Annotated in this window: 10 protein-coding genes; 4 read left to right on the top strand and 6 right to left on the bottom strand. The window is 72.7% G+C overall.

What is annotated here, in order from left to right:
- The first annotated feature begins 22 nt into the window (after window positions 1-22).
- Together ACFYZ4_RS02840 and ACFYZ4_RS02835 are read left to right on the top strand one after the other, a co-directional pair.
- Window positions 23-1816: an amino acid adenylation domain-containing protein gene (locus ACFYZ4_RS02840; protein WP_390782798.1), complete on the top strand. Its 1794-nt coding sequence runs from the start codon at window positions 23-25 to the stop codon at window positions 1814-1816.
- Window positions 1806-4676: a condensation domain-containing protein gene (locus tag ACFYZ4_RS02835; protein ID WP_390782797.1), complete on the top strand. Its 2871-nt coding sequence runs from the start codon at window positions 1806-1808 to the stop codon at window positions 4674-4676. Before ACFYZ4_RS02840 ends, ACFYZ4_RS02835 begins: the two co-directional genes overlap by 11 nt.
- Window positions 4677-4791: 115 nt before the next feature.
- On the opposite strand, the gene ACFYZ4_RS02830 is transcribed toward ACFYZ4_RS02835, so the two are convergent.
- On the bottom strand, window positions 4792-5742 hold the full coding sequence (locus tag ACFYZ4_RS02830) for a helix-turn-helix domain-containing protein (protein ID WP_351294250.1): 951 nt from the start codon (window positions 5740-5742) through the stop codon (window positions 4792-4794).
- A gap of 96 nt (window positions 5743-5838) precedes the next feature.
- Here ACFYZ4_RS02830 and ACFYZ4_RS02825 point away from each other — a divergent pair, with 96 nt between their 5' ends.
- Window positions 5839-6351, top strand: a complete 513-nt coding sequence (locus tag ACFYZ4_RS02825) for a PaaI family thioesterase (RefSeq protein ID WP_384347649.1) — start codon at window positions 5839-5841, stop codon at window positions 6349-6351.
- A gap of 689 nt (window positions 6352-7040) precedes the next feature.
- On the opposite strand, the gene ACFYZ4_RS02820 is transcribed toward ACFYZ4_RS02825, so the two are convergent.
- The 3 genes from ACFYZ4_RS02820 to ACFYZ4_RS02810 form a co-directional block, all read right to left on the bottom strand.
- Window positions 7041-7310: a hypothetical protein gene (locus ACFYZ4_RS02820; RefSeq protein ID WP_390782796.1), complete on the bottom strand. Its 270-nt coding sequence runs from the start codon at window positions 7308-7310 to the stop codon at window positions 7041-7043.
- Window positions 7311-7833: 523 nt separating this feature from the next.
- Window positions 7834-9201 (bottom strand): hypothetical protein, encoded by a 1368-nt coding sequence (locus ACFYZ4_RS02815; RefSeq protein ID WP_390782795.1) that lies wholly within the window; start codon window positions 9199-9201, stop codon window positions 7834-7836.
- Entirely contained in the window at window positions 9189-9434 is a 246-nt protein-coding gene (locus tag ACFYZ4_RS02810; RefSeq protein WP_390782794.1) for a helix-turn-helix domain-containing protein, read from the bottom strand. Before ACFYZ4_RS02810 ends, ACFYZ4_RS02815 begins: the two co-directional genes overlap by 13 nt.
- A 224-nt stretch (window positions 9435-9658) precedes the next feature.
- On the opposite strand from ACFYZ4_RS02810, the gene ACFYZ4_RS02805 reads away from it, so the two are divergent.
- A complete protein-coding gene (locus ACFYZ4_RS02805) occupies window positions 9659-9835 on the top strand; it encodes a hypothetical protein (RefSeq protein ID WP_351294263.1) in 177 nt (58 codons plus the stop codon).
- Window positions 9836-10220: 385 nt separating this feature from the next.
- Here the strand turns inward: ACFYZ4_RS02805 and ACFYZ4_RS02800 are convergent, their stop codons facing one another.
- Window positions 10221-10847, bottom strand: a complete 627-nt coding sequence (locus tag ACFYZ4_RS02800; protein WP_390782793.1) for a hypothetical protein — start codon at window positions 10845-10847, stop codon at window positions 10221-10223.
- A complete protein-coding gene (locus ACFYZ4_RS02795; RefSeq protein WP_390782792.1) occupies window positions 10841-12352 on the bottom strand; it encodes a hypothetical protein in 1512 nt (503 codons plus the stop codon). The genes ACFYZ4_RS02800 and ACFYZ4_RS02795 overlap by 7 nt, the downstream gene beginning before the upstream one ends.
- Window positions 12353-12370 lie beyond the last annotated feature (18 nt).

Genomic DNA, 12370 nt, shown 5'->3' with positions numbered 1-12370 from the left:
CGACGACAGGAAGGAAACCGCCGTGACCGTGACGCAGACCGGCCTGCCCGCCCTGGTGGCACGGCACGCCGAGAACACCCCGAACGCCCTCGCGGTGGCCGACGGCGACACCACCCTGACGTACGCGCAGCTCGCCTCCGCCGCCCGCCGGCTCGCCACCCACCTCCACGACCACGGCGTACGCCCCGGCGACTCCGTGGCGCTCCTCATGCCGCGCTCGGCCCGGACCGTCGTCGCCCAGCTCGCCCTGTGGTGGGCCGGCGCCGTCTGCGTCCCGCTCGATCCGGCACACCCCCGGCCCCGAACCGCGGCCATGCTCGAAGACTCCGGCGCCACCCTGACCGTCGGCGACGGCAAACTGCTGGAGGCGGCCCGACCGGCCGGCGCCGTCCTCGCCCTGCCCGGTGACGAACAGGTCGCCGGCGCGGAGACGGACGGAGAGGGCCCCGGAGGGGACGACACCGCGTTCGTCATGTTCACCTCCGGCTCCACCGGCCGCCCCAAGGGCGTCGCGATCCGGCACGGCGCCATCGCCGAACTCGTCACCGACCCGGACTACGTGACCGTCACCGCGCGCGACCGGGTGCTGCTGCACTCCCCGGCGACGTTCGACGGGTCGACGTTCGAGGTGTGGTCGGCGCTCGCCAACGGCGCGGCCGTCGTGGTGTGCACGACCGAACGGCCCTCGTTCGAGGACCTGGCCAAGGAGGTGGAGCGGCACGGCGTCACCGTCGCGTTCTTCACCACGGCTCTGTTCCACCAGCTCGCCGTACGCCGCTCCCGCGTCTTCTCGCTGCTGCGCACCGTGATCGTCGGAGGCGAGGCGATGGCCGCCCAGCACGCGCGCGCCGTGCTGCGCGCCTTCCCGTGGGTCGAACTCGTCAACGGCTACGGCCCGACCGAGACCACCACCTTCGCCACCGCCCATCGCGTCAGTGACGCCGACTGCGACGGGCCGGTGCCCATCGGCCGCCCCCTGGCCGGCGCCACGGCCCACATCCTCGACGAGACGGACATGCCCGTCGACGACGGGGTGCGCGGCGAACTGTGGATCGGCGGGAGCCGCTTGGCACACGGGTACACCCGGCGGCCCGAGCTGACCGCCGAACGCTTCCTGGACCACCCGGCGCTCGGCCGTCTCTACCGCACTGGCGACCTCGCCTCCGCCCGCCCGGACGGCGTCCTCGAATTCCACGGGCGCACCGACGACCAGGTCAAGGTGCGCGGCTTCCGGATCGAACCGGGAGAGATCGAACACGTGCTGCGCGAGCAGCCGGAGGTGGACGACGCGGCCGTCACCGTGCGCCGTGCAGCCGCCGACGACGCCCGCCTGGCCGCCTTCGTGGTGGCGGCCACCGGGCGGGTGCCCCGCGCCGAGGCCCTGCTGGCCCGGCTCGCCACGCTCCTGCCCGCGCACCTGGTCCCGGACGAGCTGACCGTCGTCGACCGGCTGCCGCTCACCACCTCCGGCAAGGTCGACCGCCGCGCCCTGACGGACCTCGCCACGGCCGCCGAGACCATCGGCGAGGCCGAGCCGCTGACCCCGCTCCAGCAGGCCGTCGCCGAGGTGTGGAGCCGCTCCCTCGGCTCCGAAGTCATGCGACCCGACGCCGACTTCATCGGCCTGGGCGGCCATTCGATGCTCGCCCTCGTCGTCGCCGAAGACCTGCGCGAGGAACTGGGTGTCGAGCTGACGCTCGCCGAATTCTTCGCCGCGCCCACGGTGGCCGGACACGCCGCTCTGGTCGAACGCGCCCTGCTCGCCGCCCACACCGATCTGCACCCCGACGCGCACGAGGACACCGATGGCCACTGACACCTCCGCCGCCCTGCAGGAAGAGCTGCTGCGCAGGGCTCGTTCCCGTGCCGTCGGCCGCTCCACGGCCCCGGCGCCCGAGGCGCACCGCCCGGCCGGGCACGCCCTGCTCACCCGCGCCCCGCTCACCCACGCCCAGCGCCGCATGTGGCTGATGGACCGGCTCGGGCAGAGCGGTGCCCAGTACAGCGTGCCCTTCGCGACCCGACTGGACGGTTCGCTCGATCTGGACGCCCTGGGCGCCGCACTCACCGAGCTGGTGAGCCGTCACGAGATCCTGCGCACCCGATACGGCCGCGAGGGCGAGGAGCCGTACCAGGAGGTACTGCCCGCCCCCTCCGCGGTCGCGGTGAACCTGGTCGAGGCCCCGGACGACGGCGGTGAACTCCTGGCCGAGGAGGCCCGCCGCCCGTTCGACCTGGCCCACGGCACGGTCCCGCGCGTGCTCGTCCTGCGCCACGGTCCCGAGGACCACACCGTGCTGGTGACGTTCCATCACATCGCGATCGACGGTGCCTCGTTGGAGATCGTGGCCGAAGAACTCTCCGCGTTGTACGGGGCCGTGGTGGGCGGCCACGCCCCCACGCTGCCCGAGGCGCCGCAGTACGCGGACTTCGCGCGGCGCGAGCACACCGAAGCGGCCCGGCTGACCGATGGCCTCGCACACTGGACGCGCCGCCTCTCCGGAGCCACCCCACCGCGGCTTCCCCGGCCGACCGTGCCCTCGGACGGCGTGGCCGCGCGCCCGGCGGCGATCCGTGCCACCGCCCTCGGCGAGAAGGTCCTTCCCGCACTGCGCGAGCTGGGCCGGGAGCGCCGGGCCACGGTGTTCACCGTGACCCTCGCCGCCGCGTTCGCCGCACTGCACCGCCTCACCGGCGAGCCGGACCTCGTCATCGGCTGCGCCGCCACCCATCGCGAGGGCCGGGCGATGCGCCACCTGGTGGGCCTGTGCGTCAACACCCTTCCGATACGCGTCGACCTGTCCGGCGACCCCGAGTTCAGCACCCTCGTCGAGCGCGTGCGCGACGCGCTCCTGGAAGCCCGGCAACACCGCGAGGTGCCGTTCGACCTGATCCTGGAGGGACTCGGGGCCGCGGCCCGCGGAGATGACGGGACGGCCCTCGTCCGCGTCACCTCGGACGTCATCGGCGAGCAGACGGCGTTGCGGCTGCCGGGACTCCGGGCACGAGCCGTCGACGTCGGCGTCTCGGAGGGCAAGTTCGACCTCACCTTCGGCCTGCTCGACTCGGAGGCCCCGGAGAGCCTGGTCCAGTACGGGCGGGCCGCCCTCGACGAGCAGACGGGCCGGGAACTCGGCGCGTCCTTCGCCGAACTGCTGACGGCCGTCGCCGCCGACCCCGCACTGCGGCTCTCCGCACTTCCCGGCCGCCTCGCCCGGCCGCGGGCCGACGCCGGACACCCGGCCCGGGTAGCCCTCTTGGCCCACCCGGAGGTGGCCGACGCATACGTGGCGGACCCGGCGGGCGGCCCCCTGCTCGCCTATGCGGTACTGAGCCGTACCGGTGGGCCCTCGCCCGTCCAGCTCCGTACCCACCTGCGCGGTGTGCTCGCACGCGAACTCGTCCCGGCCGGCGTCACCCTGCTCGACGAGATGCCGCGAACGGCCGACGGGGCCGTGGACACGGCCAAGCTGCCCGTGGCCCCGGCTCCCGCGGTACGGAAGAGCCCCCACCTCGACGCGGTGACGGAGGCGTTCGTGGGTCTGCTCGAGCGGCGGCCCGCTCCGGACGACGACTTCTTCGCACTCGGCGGACACTCGCTGGCCGCCGTCCAACTCGCCGAGCGCCTGCGGTCCGCGCTCACCCTGCCGCTGGTCGGCCTCGACATCATGCAGACCCGCACGCCACGGGCCATCGCGGCCCTCCTGGACACGCGTGCGGCCGAGCGGGCCAAGGCCGTTGCCACGGCGACCACCGCCGCACGACCGCACCGGGTGCGCGAGGGCGCAGTCCTGGTGACCGGCGGCACGGGCGGCGTCGGGGCGTTCGTGCTGCGTGAACTGGCGGCGCGGGGCAGGCCGGTGCTCGCGCTGGCCCGGCCCGAGTCCGCGCACCTGGTCGGCGGCGACGGCGTCGAGGTGATCGAGGGCGATCTCGGTGACCTGGACAGCCTGCGCGCCGCCGTCGAGAGCGCGGACGCCGTGATCCACGCCGCGTCCACCTTCACACGACCCGACGTGGACGTGGCGGCGATGGAGGCCATGGTCGGCGCCTGGCGCAGAGGGCCGTTCGTCTTCGTCAGCAGCGTGGACGCCTACGGTCAGCCGGCGAGCGGCCGGGTCGCGGAGGCATCGGCGTCGCTGGAGCCGCTGAGCGCGTACGGTCGGGCCAAAATCGACTGCGAGCGCCTCCTGCTGGCCGCGGCGGGCACCGAGGGGCGGGGCGGTGCCAGCGCCGTCCGCTCGCCCATCGTCTGGGGAGCGCACGACCGGCTCCGTGACCAACTGCGCTGGGGTGCGACCGGGGTGCTGTACCAAGCGGTCCTGGCGGGCGGACCCGTCAGCCTGCCCGCACCCGGTGCCGGTGGCCACGACTGGTACGGGGCGCCCTGGGTGCACGCGGCGGCCCTGGCGCGCGCCGTGACCTCGTGTCTGGACGCGCCCGTCCATGGCGTGGCCAATGCGGTGAGCGGCCACGTGGCCTGGGCCGACCTGACCGCGGAGCTGGCGGCGCTGCTCGGCAGTGACAGCGTCGCCACCTTCGACGACGAGGTCCACCGTGACCTCGACCACCGCTGGCACTACGACGCGGCCCGCCTCGCACCGGCACTGCGCCCGGTGCCGGGCGAGGACCTGCACTCGGTACTCGCGTCGATGATCGGAAACCAGAAGTCGTAGGCGGTTTGTCCGGAACGGCGGTCGGGGATCCCACCGGCACTCACACACCTGACCCCCATCGGGTGGGTGAGTGCCGGTGGGCACGGCCCGGATACCGCCCCACCCCCCGGCCGGGTCAGGGCCGGACGGCCGGGGGGAGGCGCCGGCGCAGCAGGGCGCGCAGCGGGCCGGGGCTCTCGTACCCGACCCGCCGGGCCACCGCCGCCAGGGGCAGGGCGGTCGTGCGCAGCAGGTGTTCGGCCTGCTCCACCCGGAGGTCCTGGATGAGGCGGATGGGCGTGCAGCCCAGCGTGCGGGCCACGGTGCGCTGGAGGGTGCGTTCGCTGACGCCGAGCGCGCGGGCCGCCTCTGCGACGGACAGCGGCTCCGTGATCCGGGCGCGCACCCACTGCTCGAAGGAGGCGACCAGCGGTTCCTGACGGGCCAGGGCGCTGGGAATCGTGTACGCGGCCTGGGAAGCGCGGTCGTCGACGACGAGGTAGTGCCGGACGAGGCCGGCCAGTGCCTGGCTGCGCATTCCGACGATGGCCAGCGCGAGGTCGATGTGGCTGAACGCCGCACCCGCCGTGGTGACCCCGTCCGAAGTCGTCACCATCCGGGTCTCGTCCACCGCCACGCGGCGGTAGCGGTTCCGGAACACCGGTGCCAGCCACCAGCTCGTCGTCGCCCGCAGCCCGTCGAGCACCCCTGACTCGGCGAGCAGGAACGTTCCCGTACAGGAGGTGGCGAGGGGGGTGCCGCGCTCCCGGGCCTCGGCCAGCACCGTGCGGGCCGTGCGGTGTCCGGAGGAGGCCACCGTCTCCACGAGCGCCTCGGGGCGTCGTTCCGCGAGCGCGGGCAGGACCAGGAGGGCCGCGTCCTCCGCCGTGGCGACGGGCTCGGTGCGGATGCGGTGGCCCAGCCCGCTGCGTACGCTCCGGCGGACGCCGACGGTGTGGACGCCGAAGGGCGGGGGCGCGGCTCCGGGGAGCTGGCCGCGCAGGGCGTTGGCGGTGTGGAGGACGTCCAGGACGGCCGAGATCCCGGAGTCGAAGACGCCGTCGAGAGCCAGGACAGCTATTTTCACGGGCTCACCCTAGCCTTCCCGTGCTGTCGGATTCGGACCGCAAAGCGTCGGATCCGACACTCCCGAAGGCGCCGGTGCCGGTCTTAGGGTCGGGCCATGACCACGTACGAGACAAAGGGCGCCGAGCGCTCCCGCACCCACACCTGGCTCCCCAGGCCCGAACTGACTCCTCAGATCCTCGGCATGAGCGGGCTGGAAATCCTCCGGGCGAGCCTGAAGGGCGAACTGCCCGGTGCCTCGATCATGAGCACCATGGGCTTCAGGCTGACGGACGCCGGCGAGGGCTTCACCGTCTTCGAAGGGGATCCGGGCGACCACCTGCTCAATCCGATGGGAACGGTGCACGGTGGTTTCCTGGCGACGCTGCTGGACTCGGCGCTCGGCTCGGCGGTGATGACCCGCCTGCCCGCGGGCACGATGTACACGACGGTGCAGCTGGGGGTCCACATGATCCGCCCGGTCCTGGCGGACACCCCGACCCTGCGCTGCGAGGGCACGACCCTGCACGTGGGTCGCACCACGGCCACCGCGGAGGCCCGGATCACGGGCGCCGACGGCAAGCTCTACGCCCACGGGACGACGACCTGCGCCATCCTGCGGATGGCCTAGGGATTCCGGGGACCGCCGGGTGCAGCGGCAAGACGCCCCGATCCTCCCCGTGAGCCGCTGTCGCTGCTGCGCCGACCGCTCTGGCCGTCGGTACCAGCCAGGGCGGCAGCAGCGGCTCGATCAGTGCCTACTACCACCCGGTGAGCACCGACGGCCTGCCGCTCGCCGGAACACCGACGGCCGAGGCCCATGCGGGCGCCGCCCACGCGACCAACGGACAGGCGGGCGGCCGGCTGCTCGGCGAGACGGACCGGGTCCGGGTCCGTGTCCGGGTCCGGGAGATACGCCTGGCGCCTGGCGAGCGCCTGCCGGCCCACCGGCACGTCCCGGACTACTTCTGGACGGCCGCGACCGCCGGGGCGCGGCCGCCGGCATACGGGCGTTGGGGCTCCAGCGCCCGATGGCGGACAAGTACGAGACGAGGAGGTTCTTGGAGTGCTGGTGGTACCTGCGCCGGGCCGCTTCTGACCAGGCGAAATGGCGGCATCGGCCTTCCGCGGAGGGGTGCTGGCCCGTGACTGGCCCGGATCCTGGTTGGCGGGGAACGAGGTCGCCTTGTTGTCCGTGACCGGGCCCGAACCGATGGTTGTTGGCGGAGGCCTGGGGCGATCAAGAGGCGAGCCCCCTCGTCGCGGCTTCGGGGCGTTCGACGTGGTGGAACCCCCTCAGACCTCAACTTCCGCCGCGCGTTACGAGGCCGGGTCGGTGAACCGGCGGACGAAGATGAGGGCGGTGTCGGCGACCTCGCGCCAGCCGTGGTCGACGGTCAGGGAGTGGCCGCGGCCGGAGATCTCGGTGATCTCCGTGAGCGCGTGCGCGTTGTGGGCCTGCTTCTTGTACGAGGTGTTGGCGATGGCCCAGGGGACGGTGTGGTCCTTCTCCCCGGAGACGATGAGCAGCGGTCTGCGGTCGGCGGAGGTGGTGTCGACCTTGGCGTCGGCCCACGGGTTGACGTTCACCGTGGCCGGCTGGAGGAGAGGGCTTTCCCGGGGTGGGGACGGCGAAGGTGTCGTACAGTTCGCGGGCTTCTTCCTCGCCGACCGCGTTGGCGAAGCGGAATCTCCCCCGGCCTCTTCGGCTGCATCGACATCAACACCCACCCCAAACAACAACGTCGGCCTTCAAGACCACAACCAGGTCTTGAAGGCCGACGTCACGCGAAGCCCCGAATTTGAGGCGGCCGGGGCTCCTTCGCTTGTCCGGGGCCTTCACCTGCGGGCGCGCTTGTACCGGATGCGGCCGCACTTGTTGACGGCGGCGAGCAGCAACGCGAGCGCGAACCAGGCGCCGATCCAGGCCTGGACGCTCATGGGCGACTCCTGTCGGACACGAGGTGTACTTCGAGGATGTCGGGGATGAAGTACCCGGCAGGCCCGGCCTAATGCCGTTTCGGGGGGAATCACGCCCGTGAGTACGTCAGATCTTCCGTGATCCGGAATCACACGCCCCGGCGACACCCGGGGTCCGCTCCTGAGCCCTCAGTCACAGAGCCCCGAGGCCCTGGCCGAGCGGTCCGGAAAGGAACCGCGCGTCGGCGGCGAGACGCCGGAGCTCTTCCGAGCGCCCCACCGCCCGGACCCGACCGATCAGCGCATCCGCCAGCAGAGCGGCCTGGCCGGAGACATGGAGCCTGTTCAGGAAGGTCAGCAGGACCGGGGCGGATACCGTCGCCATCCGGTCCAGCAGGCGGGCCCGCTCGTCCACGGGCAGGGCCAGGAGAGCCTCGGTGAACTGGCGCTCGGGCCCCTGCGCCATAAGATCGGCCAGCCGCTCGCCGACCTGGTCGACGTCATCGGCGCGGTCGAGGAGCACGGGACGGGCCAGTTCGGCAAGGATGGGCACGGTCCGCTCCGGCGGGCAGAGCCGGACGGCCACCGACAGGCTCAAGCCGATGGGCTCGCAACGTTCCTGGAGCAGGCCGATGAGCTCCAGCGCGTCGCTCCACGGCCGGTCGGCGGCGATCACCTTCACCAGCACGGTTTCCTCGAGGCGGCTTCTGTGGGGCCGACTGCGGCTCGAGGGTGTGGCGACCAGTTGGGGCACCAAGTCGTCCCGGGTTACTGTCTCGATGAGGAAGGCACCCGACCAGCGCTGGTGCGCGTCGGCCAGCTCAGGTACGGACCGGAAACGCGCGACGGCCTCGAAGAAGGCGGACCGCAGCGGGCTCGACGAGCGGGCCCGATGCGGTGCGCACTCCACGTCACCCACCTCCAGGACCACCTCCCAGGTACGTAGCTGAACGACATCCCTGAGCAGCAGCGCGGCCCGGCTGCCCTCCCCAGCTCTCGCCAGCCAGAAGAGCACCCTGTGGATCTCCTTCACCGGCCGCGACCTGGCCACCTCGACCAGCTCCCGCCCCGCCGCATGCATATCGCCCGCCGCCACGAACTCCTGAAGGCGCTCGACCAGAGCGGCGATCGGTATGTTCTCGCCCATGGAGGCCGGCGCGCGCAGCCCCGCCAACTCCTCCTCCATCGTCAGCACCCGGTCTTCCAGGTCGCGGCAGCGCTTCTCCGCCTCGGCCTTGCTGGCGGCCGTGGCGGCGAGCTCGGCGCGCAGCCGCGCGATCTCGGCCAGGAGGGTCTCCCGGGCCGACGCGTGCTCCTCCGCCGTCGCACGAAGCTCCAGCTCGCGGCGGTCGGCGGCAAGCGTGTCCTCGGTCCAATCCAGGCGCAGCCGATCGAGCTCGCCCCGGACCGAGGAGACCTCGGCCTCCCGCTTGGCCAGCAGGTCGTGCAGCGCCTCCTCCCTGCGGGCCAGCCGCTCGACGGCGCGCTGCGAGCGCTCCATGTCAAGGCGCAGGCGGGCCAGCTCGAACAGGCCCACATCCGTTGCCTTCAGGGCTTCCAAGCGTTGTTCTTCGACTCGGGCCCGCGCTTCCTCCGTGAGCGGGGCTCCGCGCTTTGCCCCACCTCCCGGATCAGCCGGTCCACGAAGTCCTCGGTCGCTACTCGCTGGCCGCGCAGGAACCGGGAGACGGCAGACGGGTCGAGGTGGACCCGCACCGCGTAGGCGCGCTGCGAGACGCCGAGGGCGTTGAAGAGGTCGGTCAACATGTTGCCGAGCTCCGCAACCTCCGGCACCTCCCCCCGCTCCACCTCGGAGGAACTCGCAGCTGGGCGGGCCACTTCAGGCATCACGCATTCCCCCATCGCCGTGCCACCGGAATGGCAACTGTTGCGGCTTTCGCACCGTACCGGGCTGCCCCCAACCTGGGGATGTCAATCAGCCATCTCCCAGAAGGAACTGACGCTCCGTCACTGCCACCTGGACCTCCCTGGTCTCCGGCGCACGGTGGGCCGCCCGCGTGCTCATCGTCGCCCTCGCCCTCGCGCTCGTACCCGTGGTGATCGTGACCCTGGCCTCCGTGCCCGCCCTGCTGGTGCTGCCGTTCTCGCGGCGGCGCGCGACGCAGGCCTCCGACATCGTCCGGCGGCTGGTGGGCTGGACGCGCTCGCTGCTGCTGGGTAGCCGCGAGCGGTAGGCCCGGGTACGCGCGAAGGCCCCCGCGCCGGCCGGAACCCGGACGCTGTTGGCAAATTCAGGGCCTGCGTGACGACGGCCTGTACGACCCCGTTGGGGTTGGGCAGGCCGTCGTCGTGATGAGATCCAGCGGGGCGGAATTGACCAACAGCATCAGAGTGCGGAATCTGGGGCCGCGGACTGCATCGGCCCGGCGCGGGGTCCAAACCGATGCACGCGTCGACCCGACCAGCGGGGACGGCGGCGGGAAGGACACGGCCCGTCTCTCCGACCACCACAGCCAGCGTGATCAATCTCAGCGCCGACCACGGTTCCGGCAACCCCCGAGGCCGGATGAGGACGGCGCTGCGCTGGGGAAGGTTGTCGTCACGGAGCACGCGGCGCTTCTACGCGCTGCGGAACAGCGGTTTGCCCGCCCTCAGCCGGCGGCAGACCCGCTGGTAGCTCGGGCGGCGGAGCTTCGGCGGCCGTCCCTGCCCGGCCCGCTTCGCGCCGCCGTCGTACACCTGCGGGACGAAGATGTCGCGGGCTGCCCGAAGCTGCTCCTTGGGCGGGAAGTAGGACTCCACCTCCACCTCCAGCTCGCCCGAGCGGTAGGAGGCGGACTTGTCGTACAGCACCAGCGCCCGGGCATGCACCGCGCCCTCCACCTCGAAGGTGAAGTCGTTGTAGTAGCCGTAGACGATGCCCTCCGCCCGCAGGTCGCCTCCGACATACACCGAACCCCAGGAGACCAGGTCGCGCACCACCAGGTCGCCGAGCACCACCAGCATGCCGATGTCGGAGACGTAGTCGTCCAGGAAGCCGTGCACGATCAGGTCGCCGTCGACGACCAGCGCGATGTCGAGGTCGAGGTCCTCCGGAACCACCAGATCACCCTGGTGGTGGTACCACGCGATGCTCGTGTCCTGGAGGTAGTCGGCCATGTTGGCCTGGGGGCCCAGCCGCTCGGCCACCGCGGAGGTGTCTGCGAGCCGGTCGAACCGGGCCCGCCAGGAGGACATGGTCAGCACGGGGTCTCCGTTCCGGCCCGGAGTGCCCGGACCTCCAGCATGGCGCGGGCCTGCGCGGCGTCCGAGGCGTCCGCGCCCGCCGCGATGGCGGCGAGCACGGGCTCGGGCAGGGCGGGATTCTTCAGCATGCCGTATTGGCGCACGCCCGCCTCGGCCCAGGCCAGCAGGATCTCGACCGGGGTCGCCGGGTTCTTGGCGATGTCGTTGAGGAGGCCGGTGTCCTCGGCGCGGGCGGGATCGCGGACGAATTCGGCGAGCGCCTCCGGTGGGGTGTGACGGTTGGCGACGGCGCGGCGCAAGTAGTAGATCGGGCTGCGGGCCATGGCGGCGAGCACCTCCCCCAGCGGCTCGGTGTGCCGGGCGTCGTCGATCGCCGCGAAGCTCTCGATTTCCGCCTGGCCCGACACCGTGCCCGCACAGTACGTCAGCCCGAACTCGACCAGTAGGTCCGCCGGCCAGTTCGGCTGGTCCATCGCGTTCCCGGGGTGGAAGTACGGCCACAGGCCCAGTGCGTGCAGTGCGCGCAGTGACTCGGGCGGGGTGGCGGGGTGTTCCAGTGCCGCATACGCGAGGCGCTGGACGTCCTGCTCCTGCCCGTGCGCGATGCTTTCGCCGTCACCGAACGAGCGCGTGATCGTGTCGACGAGCCGGGCGAGTGTTTCGGGCGGGGCTGTCTCGTTCTGGCTGATCGCGACGAGCACGGGCAGGTTCGGGTCGCCGGCCAGTTCGGTGAGCTGCTGGACAGGGGTGAACGCGTTGGCCGCCGCGGCGGCCCGGACGCACGGTTCGGGGTCGGCCGCGAGTCGGGCCAGCACGGCCGGGGTGCGGTTGTGGTACTGCTGGCCCATCAGCTCCCGGACGCGGGTGTCGGGGTCCTGCGCCAGGGCGTCGAGCAGCGGCGCGAGTTCTCCTGCTGAGCGCTTGTTGACGGCGTTGCGGCGCACGCCCGGGTCCGGATCGGTGAGGTCCGCGTCGCCGGCGTGGCCGAGTGCGGCCACCACCCGACGGACCCGCGCGTCCGGGTCGGTGGCGAGGGCCCGCAGGTGCTCCGGCCGGGCGTCGATCCGCCGGACCAGGGTCAGCCGGACTTCGGCGGAGGTGTCGGTGACCAGCAGCGCGGCCACCTTGCGCGGGAGTTTTTCACGTCCGGCCAGGGCCCGGCGCACCGCTGCCGATCCGTCCCGGGCCAGCGCTTTGAGCGCCGTCTTGGGGGTCGCGCGGTGCACTGCCACCACCCGGCGCACCGACTCCTCCTGGTGGGCGGCGAGCTCGGCCAGCCGCTCGGCCGAGGTGGCCGGGTGGGCCGCGAGCGCGCGCAGCACCCCGAACCAGGCCGGGCCGCGGGCGACGGCCCGAGCGGCCACCTCTTCGGCCAGCTCGGCCGGCAGCCCTATTCGGGACGCCACGATCCGGGCCGGCCCGGGAGCCTGCGCTGCCAGCTCCCGCAGCCGTGACAGCGGTGTGGCCGGGCGCCACGCTTCCGCGACGTCGCCGTCGATGTCCATCCGCACCCCTTCTTGACG

The organism is Streptomyces sp. NPDC001513, assembly GCF_042894695.1.
Lineage (GTDB): Bacteria > Actinomycetota > Actinomycetes > Streptomycetales > Streptomycetaceae > Streptomyces.
This window is presented reverse-complemented; position numbering and strand designations above follow the sequence as displayed.